This window comes from Micromonospora antibiotica (genome assembly GCF_017599305.1).
Taxonomy (GTDB): domain Bacteria; phylum Actinomycetota; class Actinomycetes; order Mycobacteriales; family Micromonosporaceae; genus Micromonospora; species Micromonospora antibiotica.
On the sequence record NZ_JAGFWR010000009.1, the window covers coordinates 149,151 to 172,448 of the forward strand.

General features: G+C 74.8%; 16 protein-coding genes and 3 pseudogenes. 8 read left to right on the forward strand and 11 right to left on the reverse strand.

The window, feature by feature from the left end; translation table 11 throughout:
• Nucleotides 1-102 precede the first annotated feature (102 nt).
• Nucleotides 103-417: an MGMT family protein gene (locus tag JQN83_RS17860; RefSeq protein ID WP_088644748.1), complete on the reverse strand. Its 315-nt coding sequence runs from the start codon at nucleotides 415-417 to the stop codon at nucleotides 103-105.
• Between the two features lie 13 nt (nucleotides 418-430).
• Here JQN83_RS17860 and proB point away from each other — a divergent pair, with 13 nt between their 5' ends.
• On the forward strand, nucleotides 431-1,588 hold the full coding sequence (gene proB / locus JQN83_RS17865; RefSeq protein ID WP_208568262.1) for a glutamate 5-kinase: 1,158 nt from the start codon (nucleotides 431-433) through the stop codon (nucleotides 1,586-1,588).
• 49 nt (nucleotides 1,589-1,637) lie between these two features.
• Entirely contained in the window at nucleotides 1,638-2,879 is a 1,242-nt protein-coding gene (locus JQN83_RS17870; RefSeq protein WP_208568263.1) for a glutamate-5-semialdehyde dehydrogenase, read from the forward strand.
• Between the two features lie 166 nt (nucleotides 2,880-3,045).
• Here the strand turns inward: JQN83_RS17870 and JQN83_RS33850 are convergent.
• The 6 genes and pseudogenes from JQN83_RS33850 to JQN83_RS34455 all read right to left on the reverse strand — a co-directional run.
• Nucleotides 3,046-3,961: pseudogene (locus JQN83_RS33850) on the reverse strand (hypothetical protein); the annotation flags it as partial.
• Nucleotides 3,958-5,139 (reverse strand): adenylyltransferase/sulfurtransferase MoeZ, encoded by a 1,182-nt coding sequence (moeZ, locus tag JQN83_RS17880; protein WP_208568265.1) that lies wholly within the window; start codon nucleotides 5,137-5,139, stop codon nucleotides 3,958-3,960. The pseudogene JQN83_RS33850 and the gene moeZ, both read right to left, overlap by 4 nt.
• Nucleotides 5,140-5,249: 110 nt before the next feature.
• Nucleotides 5,250-6,227, reverse strand: coding sequence for a DUF3152 domain-containing protein (locus tag JQN83_RS17885; protein WP_307799394.1), 978 nt, complete (start codon nucleotides 6,225-6,227; stop codon nucleotides 5,250-5,252).
• A gap of 163 nt (nucleotides 6,228-6,390) precedes the next feature.
• Nucleotides 6,391-7,386, reverse strand: coding sequence for a DUF3152 domain-containing protein (locus JQN83_RS17890; RefSeq protein ID WP_208568266.1), 996 nt, complete (start codon nucleotides 7,384-7,386; stop codon nucleotides 6,391-6,393).
• A gap of 197 nt (nucleotides 7,387-7,583) precedes the next feature.
• Nucleotides 7,584-8,531: pseudogene (locus JQN83_RS17895) on the reverse strand (alpha/beta fold hydrolase); the annotation flags it as partial.
• Between the two features lie 45 nt (nucleotides 8,532-8,576).
• Nucleotides 8,577-9,656 (reverse strand): annotated as a pseudogene (locus tag JQN83_RS34455) (hypothetical protein); the annotation flags it as partial.
• A 2,581-nt stretch (nucleotides 9,657-12,237) separates the two neighbouring features.
• Here JQN83_RS34455 and JQN83_RS17905 point away from each other — a divergent pair.
• The 4 genes from JQN83_RS17905 to JQN83_RS17920 all read left to right on the forward strand — a co-directional run bounded on the left by JQN83_RS17905 (nucleotide 12,238) and on the right by JQN83_RS17920 (nucleotide 16,959).
• On the forward strand, nucleotides 12,238-12,876 hold the full coding sequence (locus JQN83_RS17905) for a TetR/AcrR family transcriptional regulator (RefSeq protein ID WP_208568268.1): 639 nt from the start codon (nucleotides 12,238-12,240) through the stop codon (nucleotides 12,874-12,876).
• Nucleotides 12,877-12,941: 65 nt separating this feature from the next.
• The gene (locus JQN83_RS17910) at nucleotides 12,942-13,169 is read left to right on the forward strand and encodes a DUF3107 domain-containing protein (RefSeq protein WP_091242202.1); all 228 of its coding nucleotides are present in this window, start codon (nucleotides 12,942-12,944) and stop codon (nucleotides 13,167-13,169) included.
• Nucleotides 13,170-13,549: 380 nt separating this feature from the next.
• On the forward strand, nucleotides 13,550-15,298 hold the full coding sequence (locus tag JQN83_RS17915) for a DEAD/DEAH box helicase (RefSeq protein WP_208568269.1): 1,749 nt from the start codon (nucleotides 13,550-13,552) through the stop codon (nucleotides 15,296-15,298).
• Between the two features lie 491 nt (nucleotides 15,299-15,789).
• On the forward strand, nucleotides 15,790-16,959 hold the full coding sequence (locus JQN83_RS17920; RefSeq protein ID WP_208568270.1) for a class I SAM-dependent methyltransferase: 1,170 nt from the start codon (nucleotides 15,790-15,792) through the stop codon (nucleotides 16,957-16,959).
• Nucleotides 16,960-16,965: 6 nt separating this feature from the next.
• Here JQN83_RS17920 and JQN83_RS17925 read toward each other — a convergent pair whose 3' ends face one another.
• Nucleotides 16,966-17,391, reverse strand: a complete 426-nt coding sequence (locus JQN83_RS17925; RefSeq protein ID WP_244252650.1) for a hypothetical protein — start codon at nucleotides 17,389-17,391, stop codon at nucleotides 16,966-16,968.
• Nucleotides 17,392-17,612: 221 nt separating this feature from the next.
• Here JQN83_RS17925 and JQN83_RS17930 point away from each other — a divergent pair, with 221 nt between their 5' ends.
• Nucleotides 17,613-18,029 carry a helix-turn-helix domain-containing protein gene (locus JQN83_RS17930; protein ID WP_208568271.1) on the forward strand — a complete coding sequence of 139 codons (417 nt, stop codon included), beginning with the start codon at nucleotides 17,613-17,615 and terminating at the stop codon, nucleotides 18,027-18,029.
• A gap of 86 nt (nucleotides 18,030-18,115) precedes the next feature.
• On the opposite strand, the gene JQN83_RS17935 is transcribed toward JQN83_RS17930, so the two are convergent.
• Together JQN83_RS17935 and JQN83_RS17940 are read right to left on the reverse strand one after the other, a co-directional pair.
• Nucleotides 18,116-19,240: a DUF8832 domain-containing protein gene (locus JQN83_RS17935; protein WP_307799397.1), complete on the reverse strand. Its 1,125-nt coding sequence runs from the start codon at nucleotides 19,238-19,240 to the stop codon at nucleotides 18,116-18,118.
• 315 nt (nucleotides 19,241-19,555) lie between these two features.
• Entirely contained in the window at nucleotides 19,556-21,892 is a 2,337-nt protein-coding gene (locus JQN83_RS17940; protein WP_208568272.1) for a RecQ family ATP-dependent DNA helicase, read from the reverse strand.
• A gap of 474 nt (nucleotides 21,893-22,366) precedes the next feature.
• On the opposite strand from JQN83_RS17940, the gene JQN83_RS17945 reads away from it, so the two are divergent.
• Nucleotides 22,367-22,570, forward strand: coding sequence for a hypothetical protein (locus tag JQN83_RS17945; protein ID WP_208568273.1), 204 nt, complete (start codon nucleotides 22,367-22,369; stop codon nucleotides 22,568-22,570).
• 180 nt (nucleotides 22,571-22,750) lie between these two features.
• Here JQN83_RS17945 and coaD read toward each other — a convergent pair whose 3' ends face one another.
• Nucleotides 22,751-23,221, reverse strand: coding sequence for a pantetheine-phosphate adenylyltransferase (gene coaD / locus JQN83_RS17950; protein ID WP_208568274.1), 471 nt, complete (start codon nucleotides 23,219-23,221; stop codon nucleotides 22,751-22,753).
• Between the last annotated feature and the right edge of the window lie 77 nt (nucleotides 23,222-23,298).

A 23,298-nucleotide genomic window follows, 5' to 3' on the forward strand; every position in this document is an offset into this window, starting at 1 on the left:
GCGGGCACCCCGGTGACCGGCGCGGGCGGGCCGGCGGGTGGGGAGCCGGGCTCGGCCGGTGGCACGTCCATGCGGCCGAATGCTACTCACGTTACCGCCTGGTCACCGCCCCTCATCCGGCCACCATTTGGCGGCATCCAGATCCACCCCGGCACCCCGCAACGGGCAGCCCTCGGCGCGCAGCAGGGCCCGCGCCCGCACCTCGTGCCCGGGTGGCAGTCGACCCGCCGCGTTCACCACCCGGTGCCAGGGCACCCCGCCGCCGTGCCGGGCCATGATCGAGCCGACCAGCCGGGCCGAGGCCCGCCCGGACCGCTCGGCCAGCGCGTCGGCGATCGCCCCGTAGGACATCACCCGGCCCGGCGGTATCCGCTCGACCAGCGCGAGCACCGCCTCCACGTACTCCTCAGGCGTCACGACCGGCCAGGATATGGGAACGCGGCGGGGTCCGCCGGCACCGACCACGCAGAATGGGCGGGTGCGTGAAGCAGTCACCCAGGCCCGGCGGATCGTCGTCAAGATCGGTTCGTCCTCGCTGACCACCGCCACCGGCGGCCTGGACGAGACCCGGGTGGACACCCTGGTGGACGCCCTCGCCGCGCTCGCCGCCGCCGGCCGCGAGGTGGTGCTGGTCTCCTCCGGGGCGATCGCCGCCGGGCTCGCCCCGCTCGGGCTCCCCCGCCGCCCGCGTGACCTGGCCACCCAGCAGGCCGCCGCCAGCGTCGGCCAGGGCCTGCTGATCGGCCGGTACGCGGCCGGCTTCGCCCGGCACCGGCTCACCGTCGGGCAGGTCCTGCTCACCGTCGACGACGTGACCCGGCGGGCGCACTACCGCAACGCGTACCGGACCCTGCGCAAGCTGCTCGACCTGCGGGCGGTGCCGATCGTCAACGAGAACGACACGGTCGCCACCGAGGAGATCCGGTTCGGCGACAACGACCGGCTGGCCGCCCTGGTCGCCGCCCTGGTCGACGCCGACCTGCTGGTGCTGCTCTCCGACGTCGACGCGTTGTGGACCGGCGACCCGACCCGCCCCGGCAGCACCCGGATCACCGAGGTACGCGGCGAGGCCGACCTGGCCGGCGTCGACATCGGCAGAACCGGCCGGGCCGGTGTCGGCACCGGCGGCATGGTCACCAAGGTGGAAGCGGCCCGGATCGCCACCGGCTTCGGCATCCCGGTGGTGCTGACCGCCGCCCCGCTGGCCGGCGACGCGCTGGCCGGGCAACCGGTGGGCACGTTCTTCCACCCGGCCCGGCGACGCCCGGCGGCCCGGCTGTTCTGGCTGGCGCACGCCACCGCACCCCGGGGGCGGCTGCACCTCGACCCGGGCGCGGTGCAGGCCGTGGTGGGCCGGCGCAAGTCGCTGCTGCCGGCCGGGATCACCGCCGTGGACGGCACCTTCACCGCCGGCGACCCGGTGGACCTGGTGGACGTCGACGGGGCGTCGGTGGCCCGGGGACTGGTCAACTACGACGCGGTGGAGCTGCCCGGCCTGCTCGGCCGGTCCACCGGGGAACTCGCCGCGGCGCTCGGCCCGGCGTACGAACGTGAGGTCGTCCACCGCGACGACCTGGTGCTGCTGTGACGTCAGGCGTCCCACGCGGACGCTTCCGGAAGATCCGAAGGAGTACGCAATGAGCGTCGTCGAGCAGGCCCGGCGGGCCCGGGACGCGGCGGAGGCCCTCGCCGTGGCCACCCGTACGGTCAAGGATGGCGCGCTGCACGCGATGGCCGACGCGCTGGTGGCGCGTACGCCGGAGATCCTCACCGCGAACGCGGCGGACCTGGCGGCCGGGCGGGAGGCCGGGCTGAGCGCGGCCGTGCTGGACCGGCTCGCCCTCGACGCGGGTCGGGTGGCCGGCATCGCCGACGCGCTGCGCCAGATGGCCGCACTGCCCGACCCGGTGGGCGAGGTGGTCCGGGGTTCGACCCTGCCCAACGGGCTGGAGCTGCGGCAGGTGCGGGTGCCGTTCGGGGTGGTCGGCATCATCTACGAGGCCCGGCCCAACGTGACGGTGGACGCCGCCGGCATCTGCCTGAAGTCCGGCAACGCGGCGCTGCTGCGCGGGTCGTCCTCGGCGGCGCACTCCAACGCGGCGCTGGTGGCGGTGCTGCGCGACGCGGTCGCCGGGGCCGGGCTGCCGGCCGACGCGGTGCAGTTGCTCGACGCCGGCTCCCGGGACTCGGTCAAGGAGCTGATGCGGGCCCGGGGCCTGGTCGACGTGCTGATCCCGCGCGGCGGCGCGTCGCTGATCCGCACCGTGGTCGAGGAGTCGACGGTGCCGGTGATCGAGACCGGGGTGGGCAACTGCCACGTCTACGTGGACGCCGCCGCCGACCAGGCCAAGGCGGTGGCGATCGCCCTGAACGCCAAGACCCAGCGGCTGAGCACCTGCAACACCGCCGAGTCGCTGCTGGTGCACGCCGACGTCGCCGACGCGTTCCTGCCGGTCGTGCTGGCCGCGTTCGCCGAGGCCGGGGTGACCGTGCACGGCTCCCCCGAGGTCGCCGCGTACTCCCCCGCCGTGGTGGCCGCCACCGACGAGGACTTCGCCACCGAATACCTCTCGGCCGACATCTCCGTCGCCGTCGTCGACTCGCTCGACGCGGCGGTCGCGCACATCCGCCGCTACGGCACCGGGCACACCGAGGCGATCGTCACCGACTCGCAGGCCGCCGCCCGGGAGTTCGTGGCCCGGGTCGACGCGGCGGCGGTGATGGTCAACGCCTCCACCCGGTTCACCGACGGCGGCGAGTTCGGCTTCGGTGCGGAGATCGGCATCTCCACCCAGAAGCTGCACGCCCGGGGGCCGATGGGGCTGCCCGAGCTGACCTCCACCAAGTACGTGGTGACCGGCGACGGTCACCTGCGCTGAGCCGCTCCCCGGGTCACGCCCGGGGCCGGGGTCACCAGGTGCCGGGCTCGTCGTCCGTCGGCGGTGGGACCGGCCGGGCCCGGCGCACGACAGGTGAGCCGGGTGGCGTCACCGGCGAGCCCATCGGGGCGCTCGGGGAGCCCGGCGGCAGGACCGGGCCGATCGGCCGGCAGGCGCGGATCGCGGTCAGCGTGGTGTGCACGTCGAACTGGTGGCCGTCGTCGCTGTCCCAGCCGCCGTCGCTGCGCTGGGTCTCGGCGAGCCGCTTGCGGGCCGACACCAGCACCCACTGCTCCTCGCCCACCTCCACCCGGCGCAGGGTGGCGGCCAGCGCGGCGGTGTCCGCCGGGGACAGCTGCGGCATCCGTTCGGCCAGCACCGCCTGGATCCGGGCCGACTCGTAGTAGAGCTGCTGGCGGTGCAGCACCGCCGCGCTCAGCCAGCCGGCGGCGAGGAAGGACGGCCAGCTGCCGTCCGGGGCGAGCTGCCCGGCCAGGGCCTGCGCCGCCGCCTGCACCACCCCGGCGTACGCGCCGCCGACGCGGTTGTCCAGCGGGCCTGCGGCACGGGCGTCCCGACCGGCGACGCTGAGCCAGAACGCGGCGTTGGCCGAGAGGTAGAGCCGGGCCTCCGGGTCACCCGGGGTGGCCCACTCGGGGGCGCTGCCGGCCAGCCTCGGGTCCTCGTCCCAGCCGCCGTCGGGCAGTTGCCGGGCAGCCAGCCAGTCCAGGGCGTGCCGGGCGGCGGGCCGGCCGAGCGCGCCGAGATCGTCCAGTTCGGCCAGGCGGAAACAGGTGGCGTCGATGGACGGGACCTCACCGCCGAGCACCGCCGGCCAGCCGCCGTCGACGGTCTGCCCGACCTCGGCCGCGTCGAGCAGGTCGGGGGGCACGGGGGCACCGGTGCGCAGCCGGGACAGCCGGGCGCGGTCCACCGCGTCGCCGTGCGCCACGACGAAACCTATCGCCGCATCCAAGTCCACCACGGCGCAGACGCTACCGGCGCGGACGCGATCCCGCCTCGGGGAATCGGTCGGGGCCGGGGGCGGTTCGTCGCCGCCCCCGGCCCCGGTCACCGGTCAGTACGCGGGCAGCGAGGGATCGATCTGCTTGATCCAGGAGAGCACCCCGCCCTGGACGTGCACCGCGTCGCGGAACCCGGCGGCCTTCAGCGCGGCGAGCGCCTCGGCCGAGCGGACCCCGGACTTGCAGTGCAGCACGACCTGCTTGTCCTGCGGGAGTTTCGCCAGCGCCTCACCGGAGATGATCTCGCCCTTAGGGATCAGGGTGGAGCCGGGGATCCGGACGATCTCGTACTCGGCGGGCTCCCGGACGTCGACCAGGAAGATGTCCTTGCCGGCGTCCTGCCACTCCTTGAGCTCGGTGGCGGTGATGGTCGAGTCGATGATCGCCTCCTGGGCCGCCTCGGAGACCGCGCCGCAGAAGTCCTCGTAGTCCTCCAGCAGGTCGGTGACCGTGGGGTTCTCCCCGCAGAGCACGCAGTTCGGGTCCTTGCGGATCTTGATCTTGCGGTATTCCATCTCCAGCGCGTCGTAGACCATCAGCCGGCCGACCAGCGGCTCGCCGATTCCGGCGAGCAGCTTGATCGCCTCGTTGACCTGGATCGAGCCGATCGACGCGCAGAGCACGCCGAGCACGCCGCCCTCGGCGCAGGACGGCACCATGCCGGGCGGCGGGGGCTCCGGGTAGAGGCAGCGGTAGCAGGGGCCGTGCTCGGCCCAGAAGACCGACGCCTGACCGTCGAACCGGTAGATCGACCCCCAGACGTACGGCTTGCCGAGCAGCACCGCCGCGTCGTTGACCATGTAGCGGGTGGCGAAGTTGTCGGTGCCGTCGACGATCAGGTCGTACCGGGCGAAGATGTCCCGGACGTTCTCCCGGTCGAGGGCGGTGTTGTGGATCTCCACCTGGACCAGCGGGTTGATCTCGCGGATCGACGCGGCGGCGGACTCGGCCTTGGACCGGCCGATGTCGGAGACGCCGTGGATGATCTGGCGCTGGAGGTTGGACTCGTCGACGGTGTCGAAGTCGATGATGCCGAGCGTCCCGACCCCGGCGGCGGCCAGGTACATCAGGGCCGGCGAGCCGAGGCCACCGGCACCCACACAGAGCACCCGGGCGTTCTTCAACCGCTTCTGCCCCTCGACCCCCACATCGGGGATGATCAGGTGACGGGAGTAACGACGGATCTCGTCAACGGTCAGCTCGGCGGCGGGTTCGACGAGCGGGGGCAACGACACGGTGGACTCCCCGGTGATCGGCTGATGGCGAACCGAGCCATTGTCGCTCGGCCCACCACCCCTCGGCCATGAGCAGTGACACCCCGTCCGACATACGGGAGGGGAATAACTCAGGCGCCGGGGATCAGCTCGCCGGAGTAGCGGGAGCCGTCGACGTACGGCCAGGCGTTGGCCACGCAGCCGTCCAGCCCGTACGTCTGCTGCTGCATCACCGGGGCCGGCTCGCCGAGCCCGGGGCAGGCCTGGTGTTCCTCGCCCAGTTCGTGCCCCACCTCGTGGTTGACCACGTACGTCCGGTAGACCGACAGCGGTGCCCCGTAGTCCGGCACGGCGTCCATCCAGCGGGCCAGGTTGATGACCACCCGACCGGGCAGCCGGCAGGAGGTGTAGCCCTCGGTGTCCAGCCCACCTTCCGCGCAGATCCGCTCGGAGGTGGCCGGGGTGGCGAGATAGATGGTGAAGTCGGCGGCGGCCACCTCCGGCACCCGCTGGAACCGTAGTTCGCCGGAGCGGATCCAGCTGTTCGGGTCACCCAGGGTGGCGTCCACGGCGGCGGCGAACGCGTCCACGTCCTGACCGGTGCCCTGTTCGACCTCGATCCGGTAGCGGTGCAGCGGGCCGTCGGAGCCGTACACCTCGGAGCGGCCGTCTGCGGCGGTGAAGCGTCCGGGGCCGCTGCGCGGGTAGCCGGTGGGGGGTTGCCCGCCGTCGGGTCCGCCGGTCGGTCGTCCACCGCCCGTCCCGTCGGCCAGCCGCCCGGCGACCGGCGCGGGGTCTCCCGGGGGGTCGTCCGGGTAGAGGCCGACGAACCCGCCCGCGCCGAGCAGGACCAGGCCGAGCAGCACGGCCCGGCGACGCCGACGCCGCAACCGACGACTGCGGTACGACCCTCGCCGCCCCGCCGTGGGGTGGCTCGGCCCGCCGTGGCTCGGCCCGGTGTGGCTTCGCCCGCCGTGGTGCGGCTCGGTGTGCGGGTCGCGGTGGCGCGGGTCGCCGGGCTGCCACGCGGCGCGGTCGCTCGGGCATGGGTCGGGTGGGCCGGCGGCCGGCGGCTCCGGACGCCCGGCGGAGTCGGTCGGGGTGGTCACCCGTCCAGCATGGCAGACTAATCGGGCATATTAGCGTTATTGCCACTTATTACGAGAGGATGTTTCACATCCCCCGGAACGACCCGCCCCGGCGGGTTCAGCGTTCCGGGCCGGCGGGTTCAGCGCGCCGGCCCGGCGGGTTCAGCGCGCCGGGCCGGCGGGTTCAGCGCGCCGGGCCGGCGTACCGACGCCCATCCAGGTACGGCCACGGGTTCGCCGTGCACCCCCGCAGGAACAACGACTGCTGCTGCATCACCGGTGCCGGCCGGCCCGCCCCCGGGCACCCCTCGTGGCGGTGCCCCAACTGGTGCCCCACCTCGTGGTTCACCACGTACGTCCGGTAGAGCGCCAACGGCACCCCGGCCCGGACGAAATGCGGCACCGACGTCCGCCACCGGTCCAGGTTGATGATCACCTTCCCCGGCGCGCGGCACGACGTGAACGGCACCCCACCGACCCGGATGTCCACCCCACCGGCCCGGCACAACCGACCCGCCGTGTTCCGGGTCGCCAACTGGACCGTGAAGTCGTACGGCGCGTCCCCCGGCACCCGGCGCAGCCGCAACCGCCCGCCGTCCACCCAGCTACCCGGCCCGGCCAGCGCCGCCTGCACCTGGTCGGAGAAGTCCCGGACGTCCTCACCGGAGCCGACCTCCACGGCCACCCGGTACCGCCGCAGCACACCGGACCGGCCCAGCGTCGCCCCGGCCCGGTCGTCGTAGGCGAAGGTGCCCCGGCCGGTCGCCGGGACCGGCCCGGACAACGCCAACGGCGGCACGGCCGTGGTCGGGCCATCCGCGCCGGCCTGCTCCGCCGACGGCACCGCGACCGGCGGCACCGGCCCGGCCGCACCCGGCGGACCCGCACCGTCGGCGGGCCCGGCCCGCCCGAAGTCGCCGGCCGACCCCACGGCGTCCGACGCGTTGCCGGTCGCGGCCGACCCGCCGGGTGTCACCACCGGCCGGGCGACCAACCGACCGGTGCCCGACCCCGCACCCGTGGTCACCGCCAGCCCGCCGGAGACCACCACCAACAGCAGCACGGTCGCCGACACCGCCGGACGCGGCCGGCCGGTGAAGACGGACGGACGGCGCAGGACCGTCCCGGGGCGGCGGATGCCACGGGCCCATCGCAGGCCGTGGCGCAGGAGGGCAGTCATCCGGGTCAGGATGCCACCCCCGGCCGGCACGCCACGTCACCACCGGACTCCGGCGCGTCGCCCCCGCCGAACTCAAGCGCGGCACCCGCACCGGTTGACGGCACGTCCGCCCCACCGCCGGTCGTCGGCGCCGCGGCCCCGGCAGACGTCAGGTCCGCACCGCCGTCCGGTGGCCTGCCGGGCCGGGCAGGCGGCGTGGACCCCGCCGTCTCGGCGAGCAGGTGAAGCACGGCGCGGGCCACCGTACGCGGCACCTCCAACTGGGCCACGTGCCCGACGCCGGCCAGCATCATCAACCGGCTGTCCGGGATGATCCGGGCGGTCTGCGGGGCCACCCGGACGTCCACCAGCCGGTCCTTCATGCCCCCCACCACCAGGGTGGGCGCCTCGATCGCGGCGGCGATCCGCCACAGCGACCCCGGCCCCGGCAGGTACGACCGCAGGAAACTGGCCACCAGCCCCCGGAACGTCCGGACGTACGCGGCGGCGTAGTGCGTCGCCTCGTAGCGGACCCGGATCTCCTCAAGCGCCTCCTGCCGACGCTGCTCGCTGATCCGGCTCAGGTCGGCCACGCACGCCTCCATCGCCTGCCGGGCCATCACCTCCGGGGCGAGCTGGGCGAGCCGCCACGCGGCCAACCGCTCCCCCCGCGGGATGGCCAGCAGCGGCAGCATCCGCCCCTGCAACGAACGGCCGAAGTTCAGAAACGGCAGGGCCGGCGAGATCAGCGTCAGGGTCCGCACCAGGTCCGGCCGGCGACCGGCGACGTACACCGAGACCGCCCCGCCCAACGAGTTGCCGAACAGGTGCACCGGGCCCCGGCCGGAGTGCTCGATCCAGCGCACCACCCGGTCGGCGAACGCCGGGATGGTGTAGCGCAGCCCCGGCTCGCTGCGCCCGAAACCGGGCAGGTCGATCGCCTGCCCGTCGAGGCGGCCGGCGAGCAGGCCGGCGAGGTCCGTCCAGTTCTGCGACGAACCACCCAGCCCGTGCACGTACAGCGCGGGTTCCGCGTCCGGCCCGGTGGCCGGGGTGTCCCGGACGTAGGTGACCGTGCCGTCGAGGCGTACCGCCCGGCCGGGCCACGGTGGGGGCAGCCGGTGCGGGGGCAGGTGCTCCTCGGGCCAGAGGGCGGCGCGCTTCATACCGGCAGTGTTACCGCCCCGACCCCTCGCCGACAACGTGCCAGGTCAGGCGAGCAACGCTTCGAGGCGTCGGTTGACCGCCGCCAGGGTCGCCCGGACCACCGCCTGACGCGGATCACCGGCGACCAGCGCCGACCCCGCCAACTGCTCCACCCAGCCGTCGCAGACCAGCAGCACCACCACGGTCGCCACCTCGCAGTTGCCGAACGGCACCACGGCGGCGTGCTCGACGAAGCAACGTCCCCGTTCGGCGGTGCGCTCGGCGTGGCGCAGCAACTCGTCCACGGCCGCCGCGGCGGCCACCGCGCACAGCCGCAGCACGTACCCGTCCACGGCCGGCCCGGTGGCGTGACCGGCGGCCGGCTCACCGGCGGTGAGCAGGCGTACCTCGACGTTGGCGTCCAGGCCGAAGGTGCTCACCTGGACGTGGTCGATCACCACCCGGGGCCCCGGCACACCGCCGGTGTCCAGCGGTCGCGACGGCGCGGTCTCCGTCGTGGTCATCTGCCCACCGGAGTACGACGCGTTGAGCGTCGCCGGGCTGCCGGTCGGCACCAGCAGCGCCCCCGGGGGTGCCTCCTCCACGCTGGCCCGACCCCGGTGGACGGGCTGCCGACGTCGCCGGGGCACCCCGGACGCGGTCGGCGACTCCTCGGCGGGGTGCTCCTCGCCGTCCCAGGCCGGACCGTCGGCGCGGGACACCCCGTCGGCACGGGCCGCGGCGGTCGACCGGGCCGTCGGCTCACCCGCCGGTCGGGCGGGGTCACCGACCGGGTGGTCCTCGACCGGGGACGACGCGACGACGGGCGGTGCCGCAGCGGACGGGGAGACCACCGGCGACGCGGCGGGTGGCTCGACGGCGCGGGCCCGGCCGGTCGGGGCACCGCCCCGGTTCGGATCCCGCCGGTCGGCCGGGCCGAACTCGTCACGGCCCCGGGCGTCACCCGGGCGCTCGCCGGCAGCCGGACGCGGCTCACCGGTACGCCGACGCAGCGGCGGCGGCACCGGGGCGCTGGGTTCACCGGACAGGTTCTGCGGCGCGGCGGCGAGGCCCATCCGTTCCTGGAGCAGGCGGGCCACCAGTCGGCTCACCTCCGCCGGGTCCGCCCCGTCGGACAGGTCGAGGCGCAGGCTGTGCGCCCCGGCGGGGGTACGACGCAGCGCCGCGTCCCGCACCCCGGCCACCTCCCGTACGGCGTCCAGGATCGCGTTGACGTCGAAGCCCTCGGGGCGTTCCCGCAGCGGGGCGGGCTCGTCGTCACGACGCAGGTGGGTGGCGATTCGGGCGAGCTCCGGGGTCTCTGCGGGGGGCTCCACGGCTGGCGGCTCCGGCACGACGGGCACGTCCGGTTCGGCGGGGACGCGCTGCGGCAGCACCGCCGTGCCCCGGTCCGGCTGCCGTTCGTCCATCACCGGCTCGGTGGCGGTCAGCGGGTCAGGGGCGGATCGGCGGGCCGCGTAGGGGGGAGCGCTCGTCGGGACGGGCGCGGGGGGAATCCGGTCCAGGCGGTGTGGCCCGCTCGTGGCGGGGGCACCGACGGCGGAGACGGGAGGCTCCGGCGGGTGGCCGGGAGGATCGGTGGGGGTGGCCGGCTCGGTCGGCACCGACCGGAGTCGGAACGGCTGGTCGGCGCGGCCGACGGGACGGGCGGCCGGCTCGTCGCGGGGGAGCCGGAACGGCTGGTCGGCCCGGACGGCGGGCGGCAGTCCGGTGCCCCGTTCCGGGCCGGAGGCGGCCACCGGCCCGACCGGTTCGGGCCCCGGCAGGGCCGGCACGGCGGGCGGCTCGGCCCGCGAGGCGGGCGACAGACCGGCCGGCTCGTCGCGGGGCAGGCCGGGGAACGTCTCGGGGGCCGCCGGGGGTGGGCCGGTGAACGTCTCGGGGGGTACGGGTGGCGCGTCGGCGGGCGGGCCCACCGCCCAGGGGCGTCGCTCGGCCGGTCGGTCCGGCGTGGGCGACCCCTCGGTGGCGGACTCACCGGCCGGCCGGCCGCGGTCGGGCCGCTCGACGGGCTCCGGCCAGTCCCGCCCGGACCGGTCGGTCCAGTCCCGACCGGACCGGTCCTGCTCGGGGCGGTCGGTCCAGTCCCGCTTCAGGGGGGCGGTCCAGTCCCGCTCGGAGCGCTCCGCTCGACCGCTGCGGTCCACCCGGTCCGGGAAGTCCCGCTCGGACCGGCCGGAGAAGTCCCCCTCGGGCCGGTCGGTGCGGGTCGGGAGGTCCCGCTCGGACCGGCCGGTACGCCCGGACCAGTCCCGCTCGGGCCGGTCGCGGTCGTGACCGGTGCGGTCGGACCAGTCGGGCTCGGGGTGGTCGGTGCCGGGGCGACCCGGGGCGGCCCGGTCGACGACCGGCGCGACGGGCGGCTGGTCCCGGCCGGGCCGGGCGACCACCGACGGCGCGGGCTCCGGCAGCGCCGGTGGGGTGACCGGCTCGGAGCGGGTCAGCTCGTACGGGCGGGGCACCTCCGAGCGCACCGGCTCGTACGGCCGGGCGGGCTCGGCGCGCACCGGCTGGTAGGGGCGGGCGGGTTCGGCACGGACCGGCTCGTAGGGGCGGGCGGGCTCGGCCGACCACTCGGCCGTCCGTTCGGCGCGGGTCGGTCGGCCGGCGGGTGGCTCCTCGTCCCGTGACCAGGCGGGTGCCCAGCTGCCGCCCCAGCTGGGCCGGTTCCAGCTCGGGCCGGACCAGTCGGGCTCGTCCGCTCCGGGGGCGGGCCGACGCCCCGCGGCGGACTGCTCCCCGCTGTACTGCCCGGCACCACGCGGCCCGGTGCCGTACGGATCGGTGCCGTACGGATCGGCACCACGTGGCTCGGCACCGGGCGGCTCGGTGCCGGCGGTGGGCTCGGCGGGGGCGAACCGGCCGGCCCCGCGCGGGCCGCCCTCGACGGGCAGGCGGTTGCTCCAGTCGCGGGGGGCGTCGGTCGGCGGCGGCCCGGCCTCGCCCCGCTCGGGGGCGTGGAAACCGGGGGGCACCTCGAACCCGGAGGCGGCGGTGCCGACCGGCGGGACCTGCACGGCCGGCGGGGCGGAGGTGGGCAGGCCGCTGTCGGGCCAGTGGCCGCGCCGGGGCGCGGCGGGATCGTCCGAGGAGTGCCGGGCGGACTCGGGATCGTGCGGTGGCTCGGGCGGGGACGCGGGCCGCTGGGCCGGCACGACCAGCCGGTCACCGTCGGTGAATCCGGGGTCGTCGGCGGGGTGACCCGGCCCGCCGGGCGGGGCGCTCACCGGGCGACGCAGCGGGGCCGGGAATTCCGGTGCCGAGTCGTGACCATTGCGGTGGGCCCGCCCGTTGCGGGGGACCTCGTCGCCGGCCGGGGGAACGGGGAACGGCGCAGGCAGGTCACCGTGCCGGGACGGCTGACCACCCCAGCCGGCGGTGGGATCGGGCCGGTTCCACGGTGAGGCCGACTCCCGGTAACCCGGGGCGTCGGTTCCGCCGGACCACCCGGTCGCAGGTGCCCACCCACTGACGGAACGGGCCAGGTCGTCCTGCTGACCCGTACCGTCGTCATGCTCTCCCGGGGTGGCAGCACCGGGTTGCCCTGATTCACTCACCGCGCGCTCCTTGGTCGCCCCCGCTGAGGCTACCGTGTGGTGACAGTGGCGATAAGTTACAGCGGCGGGCCAATTCCGGGGCCGGGGTGAGTGCCCTGACCGGTACGGGGTAAAAGTGCCGGCTGGATGACGAAACTCGGAGGTTCCCATGACCGCTGTGGGGAACGGTGCGCAGACTACCGGCCGGCCCACCCGGCTGCCCCGCTCAGCACGCCGTAAGCAGCTACTCGCGGCGGCTCAGGAGGTGTTCGTAGCCCAGGGGTACCACGCCGCGGCGATGGACGACATCGCCGAGCGGGCCGGGGTTTCCAAGCCGGTGCTGTATCAGCACTTCCCCGGAAAGATGGATCTCTACCTGGCGCTACTCGACACGCACTGTGACGCCATCGTCGCCAAGGTGCACGACGCGATGCGGGGCACCAACGACAACAAGGAGCGGGTCGGCGCGTCGGTGCGGGCCTACTTCGACTTCGTCGACCACGAGAGCGAGGCGTTCCGGCTCGTGTTCGAGTCGGACCTGCGCAACGATCCGGCGGTCCGGCAGCGGGTGGAGCGGGTGGAGCAGGGCTGCATCGCGGCGATCACCGACACCATCATCTCCGACACCGGGGTCAGCCGGTCGCACGCCGAGCTGCTCGCCTCCGGCCTGGTCGGTGCGGCGGAGACGGCGGCCCAGTTCTGGCTGGCCGGTGGCCGGCAGGTGCCGAAGGCCGAGGCCGAGGCGCTGGTCGCGGCGTTGTCCTGGCGGGGCATCGCGAGCTTCCCGCTCCAGGGTGAGTCAGCCTGAACATCCCGCCCCGAGATCGGATAGCCTTCGGACCGGCGGCTATCTCGCCCACCTGAGGAGGCACAGTGGAGGTCAAGATCGGCGTGCAGTACGCGCCGCGCGAGCTGGTACTGGAGAGCGCGCAGTCGCCGGCCGAGATCGAGCAGATCGTGACCGACGCCTTCGCCAAGGTCGAGGGGACGCTGTCCCTGACCGACGAGAAGGGTCGACGGGTCATCGTGCCGGTCGGCAAGGTCGCCTATGTCGAGATCGCCGAGGCGTCTCCCCGTTCGGTCGGGTTCACCGTCCGCTGAACCGGTCCGGCCCCTGCGGCGGGTGATCCCGTCGCAGGCCGGGCCCGGTGGGCGTCGGGTCACCGACCGTGTCGAATCCGGTCGCCGCACTGGCCCACCCCGGTGCCGACGGCGCCACCGACGACATTAACGGTGACTCAGGTCACAATTCCCACCCCCGGCGAAAAGCCGTGGGTCCAGGTCAGGAGCGTGTGCCGACCTGCTCGGGTAGGATGAGGTAGTTGCCGTGGGCGCCGATCTGATCGAAGTCCTGCCCACGGCGCGCGTGCGGCCCGGTCCGGCGCGGCGATTCTCCGCCGCCGATCGCGTGGCCCGCGTCACACCGAACGCGCCCTGAGGACAAAACGGGGCGCACCACGAGAGGGCACCCCCAGATCCAGATGAGCGAACAGATTCTCGACCAACTGGAGGGCCAGGAACTGGTCCCCACCGCCCCGGTCCGCCCGGAGGCCCCCACGTTCGCCGCGCTCGGCGCGCGGCCCGAGACCGTCGAGGCCCTGGCCGCGGCGGGCATCACCCGCGCCTTCGCGATCCAGGAGTACGCGATCCCGATCGCGCTGCGCGGCACCGACATGATCGGCCAGGCCCCGACCGGCACCGGCAAGACCCTCGGCTTCGGCGTACCGCTGCTGGAACGTGTCCTGGCACCGGCCGAGGGCAGCGACGGCGTGCCCCAGGCGCTGGTCGTCGTACCCACCCGCGAGCTGGGCATCCAGGTCGCCAAGGACCTCGCCGCCGCCGGGCGGACCCGGGGCGTGCGGGTGCTGCCGATCTACGGCGGCGTGGCCTACGAGCCGCAGATCGACGCGCTGCGCAAGGGCGTGGAGATCCTGGTCGGCACCCCCGGCCGGCTGATGGACCTGCAGAAGCAGAAGCACCTGCGGCTCGACCGGGTCCGCGCCCTCGTGCTCGACGAGGCCGACCGGATGCTCGACCTGGGCTTCCTCGACGATGTCGAGAAGATCCTGGCGATGCTGCCGGACGACCGGCAGACCATGCTCTTCTCGGCCACCATGCCGGACCCGATCGTCACCCTCTCCCGGCGGTTCCTGCGTCGGCCGGTGACGATCCACGCCGGGCACACCGCCGAGACCGGCCCGTCGCCGCAGACCCAGCAGCTGGCGTACCGCACCCACTCGATGAACAAGATCGAGATCGTGGCGCGGATCCTCCAGGCCGAGGGGCGCGGGCTCACCATGATCTTCACCCGTACCAAGCGGGCCGCCGACCGGGTCGCCGAGGATCTCGACTTCCGCGGCTTCGCGGTGGCTGCGGTGCACGGTGACCTGGGCCAGGGCGCGCGGGAGCGGGCGCTGCGCGCGTTCCGGGCCGGCAAGATCGACACGCTGGTCGCCACCGACGTGGCCGCCCGGGGCATCGACGTCAGCGGCGTCACCCACGTCATCAACTACGACTGCCCCGAAGACCAGGACACCTACACCCACCGGATCGGTCGTACCGGTCGGGCCGGGGCGACCGGCGTCGCGGTCACCTTCGTCGACTGGGACGACATGCCCCGGTGGCGGATCATCGACAAGACCCTCGGCCTGGACATGCCGGAGCCGCCGGAGACCTACCACACCTCCCCGCACCTCTACACCGACCTGGACATCTCGTCCGAGATGACCGGCACCCTGCCGACCGCCGAGCGGACCCGGGCCGGGCTCTCCGCCGAGGTCGAGGAGGACCTCGGTGGCCGTTCCCGCCGGGGTGAGAGCGGCGGCGGCCGGGGCTCCCGACGCGGCGAGGGCCGAGGCCGCGGTGACAGCGGCGGTCGGGGCACCACCGGCGGTCGCGGCGAGGGCCGACGGGGCCGCCCCGACACCGACGCGCCGGGCGCCGCCGAGACGCCCGTGGAGTCCACCGACGAAGGCCCCCGTACCCCGCGCCACCGGCGTCGCCGCCGGGCCGGCGAGGTCGTCGTGGGCGAGCCGACCACCGTGACCGGTGGGGAGTCCACCGACACCCCGACGGGTACGGCGGGCGAGCCGGCCGCCGCAGCCGCCGAGCCGGCAGTCGCAGCCTCCGGGCCGGCCGGCGAGGGCGAGTCGACCCGGCCCCGTCGTCGGCGGCGTCGCCGTGGCGGCGGTTCCGGCACGGACACGCCGGCCGAGGCCACCGCCGACTGACCGGCACCACCGACATCCCCCGGCCCGTACGGACGGCCCGGGGGATGTCGCGTTTCCGCCCCGGTACGGGCGTCAGCGGGGCGGTGGTGCGGACCCGCGTCACCCCCATCCGGCCCCGAACCGGGCCGAACCCGGACCGCAGTCGGGTCGGGCCGTAGTCGGGCCGTCAGTCTCCGTGTGGTCCCCGACACGAGCAGACCCAGGCCATCCCCGGACTCCGGCTGGCGAGGGGGTCACCATGATCAGATTGCGATTTCGCGTACTCGCATCGGCGTGTCGTCTGCAAAACTGCAATCTGATCTTGAGGCCACCCCGGGTCTGTGTGGGTGAGGCAGACCGACTGCGGGTCTGCCGCGAGATGTTGCCGGGTGGGGCCGGTGCGGTGGGGGTGAGCCGGTGGGTGGGGTGCGCGGCGCAGGGGTGCGGTGCGGTGCGGGACACCTCGGGTTGCCCGATCGCGGCAACGATCGGCCGGGAAGGATGATGGAACGATGCCGGAACCCTTGGACGCCGCCCTCACCGAGGTCCGGGCGTTGCTGCTCGACCCCGCCCTGACCCGCGCCGTCGCCGCCGGTCGACGCCGTGGGCAGCGCCCCTCCCTGGTCCGGGCCGAACTACGCCCGGTGGCCCTCAAGACCGGTGCCCGGTTGCAGATCTCCACGTCCGACGGCGTCCGGCCGTACACCCGGAACGTGTCGCCGGGCGCGGAGGCCGACGCGGCGGTCGACGCGCTGCTCGCCGAGCCGTTCGGCAACTGGCACGTGGAGACCGCCGAGGCGACCCTCCAGTTGCGGGTGACCAAGTCCGGTGAGGCCCAGGTGCACCGGGCCACCGCCGACCGACCGGTGGCCGGACCGGAGGGCCACGACCGGGTGAAGGACTACCTGCTCGATCCGGGGGACCCGATCTTCGCGACGATCGGCGGCAACGCGGCCAAACGGCGGCAGGTCGACGCCTTCCTCCGCGCGCTGGCCGCCACCCTGCCCGACGATCTCACCGGCCGGCTGCGGGTGGTCGACCTGGGCTGCGGCAACGCCTACCTGACCTTCGCCGCCTACCGGTACCTCACCGGTCGCGGGCTGGACGTGGAACTGGTCGGGGTGGACGTCCGGGAGGATCAACGGCAGCGCAACAGCGAACTGGCCGCCCGCCTCGGCTGGGCCGACCGGGTCTCCTTCGTGGCCGGCACCATCGCCGACGCGGTGGTGGAACCCGCCCCCGACCTGGTGCTCGCGCTGCACGCCTGCGACACCGCCACCGACGAGGCGCTGGCCCGGGCGGTGCGCTGGGACGCCCGGTGGATCCTCGCCGCGCCGTGCTGCCACCACGACCTGGCGGCACAGCTGCGTTCCCGGCCGACGCCGCCCCCGTACGAGCTGCTGACCCGGCAGGGCATCCTGCGGGAACGCTTCGCCGACGTGCTCACCGACGCGCTACGCGCCGGGCTGCTGCGGGTGCACGGCTACCGGGCCGAGGTGGTCGAGTTCGTCGACTCCCGGCACACCCCCCGCAACCTGCTGATCCGCGCCCGCCGCACCGGGTCCGGCACCGACACCGGGCCGCAGCGGGCCGAATATCAGCAGCTGGTCGACCAGTGGCAGGTCACCCCGCGCCTGTCGATCCTGTTGGACGACCGGCCCGCACCCGTCGGCGGGGCGTGACCGGGCTCAGCGACGTCGCCCGCCGGGCCACTCCCCCGGCCCCCGGGCGAAGACCGTAGGGACCCGATCACGCTCCCCACGCTCGCCCTCGACGGACGTGGTGGGGAACGGCACCACCGTGCCGGCCGACTCGGCGTTGCCGGCGGCGGCGAAGGCGTTCCACGAGATGTCGACCAGGAGCCGCTTGAGTTCGGCGTGCCGGGCGGCGGCGCTGCGTTGCAGGGCCAGCCGCACGCCCAGCACCACCCCCACCAGCGTGGTGGTGACGGCCCCGGCGGCGGCCAGCACGTGTCCGCCGGTCACCCCGCCACCGGTCACCACCAGCACCAGCAGCCAGCTCCAGAAGCCCAGGGCGAACACCCCCGCCTTGGCGACGAAGAAGAGACTGACCGCACCCGGGCGGTGCGGCACCGGACGGTCGGGCTCGGCCATGGCTCCTCCTCGGCGTACGGGACGGGTCGGGGCCCCACCGACCGTCCTGGGTTGGTGACAACTGTGGCAGTCCGCACCCGTCCGCCAGCTGCCCCGGGTGCGGCGACGCCGTCGGCGCGAAAGGGACGGACGGTCGGGCAATTGTCACGACGTCCCGCCGTACTACCCTCGAAGGGCGCACCGGACACCCGACTCCCACCGGAAGGGACGATCTCACCGGCATGGGTTCGACAGAGGTATCACCCCAGATGGCATTCGCACGGTTCGTGCGACGAGCCATCGACGACGCCCGTGACGAGCGGGGTTGGACGGTGAGCGACCTCGCTGCCCACACCGGGGTCGGTCGATCCACCGTTTTCCGCTGGCTCGCCGGTGACTGGCAGGACTATCCCGAGCTGGCCAAGGTGCGCGGTTTCTGCGCCGCCCTCGACCTGCCGGTGGCGGCGGCCTTCCGGGCCCTCGGCCTGCCCGACGCGGGACCCGCCCCCCGCCGCCGCGCCGACGACGGCCCGGTGGAGGCGGACGTCCGGGTGATCCTCGACCGGCTGGCCGATCCGGCGGTGCCGGCCGAGGAGAAGCACCACATCCGCGACCTGCTCCGCTACCTCGCCCGCCGCCCGGTCCGCCGGGCCGGGTGAACCGGGCCGGCTGAGCCGTCTCGACGGTCGGCCGGGCACGCGGGTCGGCACCGCCGCACCGGGCCGGGTGTGCCGGTGGCCGGGGGTCAGCGGACCGTGAGGGTGAACTCGGCGGTCCGCACCACGCCCGCCACCTGGAAGTCCAGGTACATCCGGTAGCTGCCGGGGCCGGGCGCGGTCAGCCAGAACGTCACCGTGTCGGCGGTCGGCCCCGGGCCCGGGTGCACGTGCAGGTAGCCCAGGTCGCCTTCGCGCAGGGCCACCAGGTGCCCGTACGCGCCGAGGTAACGCTCCAGGACCACCGGCTGTCCCGCCGCGTCCCGGACCTGGAACCGCAGGGGTACGGCGGAACCCACCTGCGGGGTACCCGAGTAGTCGACGGTGAACCCGGACACGGAAGCCCGGTTGGCCGGGGCGGGCAGTGCGCGGGGCGTGTAGTCCCCCGGTGCGACCAGGTCCACGCCCAACGTGGCCGGGGTCTGCTGGCCGTCGTCGGCGAGGGCGGTGAAGTCGGCGTACGCCCGCCAGACGCCCGGCTGCGGCAGGGTCAGCGGGATCGACCAGGTGCCGTCGGCGGCCATCGTGGGGTGCAGGTGCTGGAACCCGGTGAGGTCGCGGCGTACCACCACCAGGTGCATCGGCTTGTCGTGCACGATCGCGAACCGGGTGACCGGCCGGCGCTGGGCGTCGCGGATCTGGAACCGCAGTTCCCCCGCCCGCCCGGCGACGAACTCCCCACCCGACGGGGTGAGCGTGTAGCCGCCGGCGGTGACCGACAGGCCGGTGGCCCCGTCACCGGAGGAGTCCCCACCGGTGGCGTCGTGCTGGTGCGCCCCGGTGCCCGGTGCGTGGGTGTGGTCCCCGGCGGCGGTGGCGACAGTCGCCGTCGTACGGTCGGTCGGCCGCCCGTTGGCCCGACCGAGGCCGAAGCCGAGCAGGACGGCCAGCACCAGACCGCCGACCACCAGCGCCATCCGCAGGGTGGCCCGGTCCGGTCCGACGGTCGACTCCTCGCCCCCGGCCGGCGTCCCCCCGGCGGACAGCACCCATCCGCCGGGCTCCGCGTCGCCTGGTCCCGGCCGGTTCCCCGGTTCCGCGTCGGGGGTACCCCGGTCCTGCCGGTCCACCGGCTGCGGGGTGCCCCGGTCGGTGGCCGGGCCGCCGCTACCTGCCGGGCCGGCGGGCCGGGTGACGGATCGCTGGTCGGCCATCTGCCCACCGTACCGTCGACCCCGGCGGCGTCGGGGTGGCGGCCGGGCACCGTGGCGACGGTCGCACCTCGGCCGGTCGGGGAACTTTCCGCCCCGGCCCGGCAGCCGCCGGCCGGCCCGCGACCCCGGGTCGGCCCACCGGCTGCCGGTGACCTGCGATGGTCGCTCGTCGCCCCGATCGGCCCGGCCGGGTCAGCCGGTGTTCGACCGCCGGCCGTGACCGCTCCCGGGTCGACCGCCCGCCGTGACCGCCCACTGATCAACGGGGTCGACCGTCTGACGTGACTGCTCGTCGCCACGGTCGAGCGGGCCGGGTCAGCCGGCGACGGCGAGGGCGAGGGGCAGGACGTCGGGGGCACCGGCGCGGCGCAGCAGCCGGGCGGCCATCGTCATCGTCCAGCCGGAGTCGACCAGGTCGTCGACGAGCAGCACCGGGCCGTCCAGCCCGGTCAAAGCGCCGGCCACCTCGTCGGTGACGGTGAAGGCGTCGTGCAGGGCGCGTACCCGCTGGGCGCTGTTGCCACGCGGCCCGCCGGCCCCGGCCGGGCCGGTGGGCGTGACCAGGCCGAGCAGCGGCAGCCGGCCGACCGTGGCGATCCGCTCGGCGAGCGAGGCGACCAGGGTCGGGTGGCTGCGGGAGCCGACCGCGACCACGCCGGCCGGGCGGCGCGGCCACGGGTCGTCGCCGTGTGCCCAGGCTTTCAGCACCTCCACCACGGCCGCCGCCACGTCGTCGGGGACCGGCCCGTCGGCCGTGTCCGGGCCGACCAGGCCGCGCAGCCGCCCGCCCCAGCCCAGGTCGGACAGCCGCCCCACGGCCCGACCGGGCAACGCCTGCTCCGTCGGGGCAATCCGCCCCTTCAGTGGTACGCCGACCGCGTCGAGGCCGGTCGGCCAGAGCTTCTTGGGGGCGATCTGCACGCCGGGGCGGCCGAGGAAGGTCTGCGCGGCGGTCAACGCGGGACCGGACACGTCGGCGGTGAACAGCGGCGCGGCACAGCGGTCACACCGGCCGCAGTCGCCGGCACCGCTGTCGTCCAGGCAGTCCCGCAGATATCGCATCCGGCAGCCGGGCGTGCTGGCGTACTCGCGCATGGCCTGCTGCTCGGCGGTGCGGGCCTCGGCGACGCGGCGCAACCGGGCCTCGTCATAGGTCCAGGGTTCGCCGGTGGCGAGCCAGCCACCACGGACCCGGCGGACCGCGCCGTCGACGTCGAGCACCTTGAGCATCAACTCCAGGCGGGTCCGGCGCAGGTCGACGATGGGTTCGAGGGCCTGGGTGGAGAGCGGCCGGTCGGTGTGCAGGGCGGTCAGAACGGTGCGCACCTGATCCTCGGGCGGGAAGGCGAGCGAGGCGAAGTAGCGCCAGATGGCGGCGTCCTCGACCCCGGGCAGCAGCAGCACCTCGGCGTGTTCGACGGCGCGACCGGCACGGCCGACCTGCTGGTAGTAGGCGATCGGCGAGGGCGGCGCACCGAGGTGCACCACGAAACCGAGGTCGGGTTTGTCGAACCCCATCCCGAGCGCGCTGGTCGCCACCAGCGCCTTGATCTTGTTGTCGAGCAGGTCCTGCTCGGCGGCGCGACGGTCGGCGTCGTCGGCCTGACCGGTGTAGGAGGCCACCGACCAGCCGCGACCACGCAGGAACTCGGCGGTCTCGGTGGCCGCCGCGACGGTCAGCGTGTAGATAATCCCCGAACCGGGCAGCGCGTCCAGGTGATCGGCGAGCCAGGCCAGCCGGTGCGCCGGGCTGGGCAGGTCGAGCACGCCCAGCCGCAGCGACTCCCGGTCCAGGGTGCCCCGCAGCACGAGCACGTCGGCCCGTCGTCCACCGGCGTCGGCGGGCGACGCGACAGGACCAGCGGGCGACGCGGCAGGATCGGCGGGCGGTGCGGCAGGGTCGGCGGGCGACGCGGCGGGATCGCCGGTCGGTGCACTCCCGTCGGCGCGAGGTCCGGCGGGCGACACGGCACGGTCGGCGGAGAGTTCGGCGCGGCGGGCGTGGCGGTCGGTGGGGGGTGGGTTGGGTTCGGTGCCGAGTTGCTCGGCGACGTCCCGGGTCACCCGCTCGTTGGCGGTGGCGGTGGTGGCGAGCACCGGGGTCCGCTCCGGCAGGTTGCCCAGGAAGGTACGCAGCCGGCGGTAGTCGGGCCGGAAGTCGTGCCCCCAGTCGGAGACGCAGTGCGCCTCGTCGACCACCAGCAGTCCGGTGGTGGCGGCCAGCCTCGGCAGGACGGTGTCCCGGAAGTCGGGGTTGTTGAGCCGCTCGGGGCTGATCAGCAGCACGTCGACCGCCCCGGCGTGGATCTCGGCGGTGATCTCGTCCCACTCGTCGAGGTTGGCGGAGTTGATGGTGCGGGCCCGGATGCCGGCGCGGGCCGCCGCCTCCACCTGGTTGCGCATCAGCGCCAGCAGCGGCGAGACGATGACCGTCGGGCCGTGCTCGCCACGCTCACGCAGCAGTGCGGTGGCCACGAAGTAGACCGCCGACTTGCCCCACCCGGTGCGCTGCACACAGAGCACCCGCCGCTGGTCCACCACCAGCGCCTCGATGGCCCGCCACTGGTCCTCCCGCAGCCGGGCGTGCTCACCGGCCAGCCGTCGCAGCACCCCCTCGGCCCGCTCCCGCACCGCCGCCCGATCCCCGCTCATCCGACATGTCTACCAGCCCGGCAGGCAACCCCGGCCCCCTGCGCAGTTGATCAAGAGGTTTACGTCATGAATCGGCCTCAGGGTGACGCAAACTTCTTGATCACCGGGGAGGGAGGGGACGGCGGGAGGGGAGGGAGGGAGTTGCTACGGGCGTGGGGGGCAGGGCCGGGGCGTGGGCGACGGCGGGGGGAGGGCGGGCAACCCCGGGCAGGGCAGATCGTCCTGGTAGTCCGGCCCACGGCAATACGGTGTGAGGCGGCCGGGATATACGGTGACTCGCCTGGCGGCTACTCTGGGTGCAGGGGAACCCACCCGACAGCCACCACCGGGTGCGCGGGCAATCGGGTGCACACGTCACCGGCTACCGCCCCGGCGCACCCGACAGGCGTGAAGATCCGCACCGCCCCGTTGTCGGCAGTCCTTGACCTGGGGGTCCACCCTGGACGGCAGAGTTCTCACCCGCTGGAGGCAGACATGCGCTGGCTCATCATCCTCGTCGTCGTACTCCTGGCCCTCGCAGCCGTGGCATGGTGGCGTCGTGGCCGCCGGTCCGTGACCGACGGGGACCAGAAGGTACGTGACCTGGCGGCATCGGAGCAGGCCCGCCGCCGCCTGGACGACCACCGGAACCCGACGGACGGCAGCAACCTCCGCAGCACCGGGGGCGGAAGTCTCTGATCGGACGCCCGAGCCCGAGACCCGGGGTCACGCCACTCCCCTGAGCCGATACAGCGGTATCCGGCCGGCCTCCACCAGCCGGACCGTTGGATCGTGCAGAGTTATTACGGCCCAGGCGACAGCGGCCCAGGCGACAACAACCCTCCACAGTCGGTACGCCCCGGTCGCCCGGCCTCCGCGCTACCCCGGTCGCGACAGCGACTTCCCGAGCGTGCGTACGGCGGTCGACGACATCGCCGCCAGTTCGGGCTGGGCGGGCAGGAACACCGTGGGGACGCCCAGCGACTGGTTCATCGCCGCGAGCCGGCATTCGGTCTGGAGGTCGGTGGTGTTCCGTACGCCCCGGACGATCACTCCCGCCCCGTGGCGGAGGCAGTATTCGGCGGTCAACCCACGCCAGGCGGCGACGGTGACGGAGGTCCATCCCATCGGCAGGCTCGCCCGGACAGCGGCGGCCCGCCGCTCCTCGTCGACGCCCGGATGCTTGCTGCCGTTGACCGCGACGAGCACGACCACCTCGTCGAAGAGGGTGCGTGCCCGGCCCACCACGTCCAGATGACCGGGGGTGAAGGGGTCGAAGCTGCCGGGATAGACGGCACGCACGCGTACCCGGCCGGTAGTTCCTGCCGGCGGCGGCCCGTCGATGCCCATGGCCCGACTGTAGGTTCCGGCCGTGACCACGTGCCAGCGAGACCATGCGTAACACGGCCGGGCGACTCCTGGCGGTC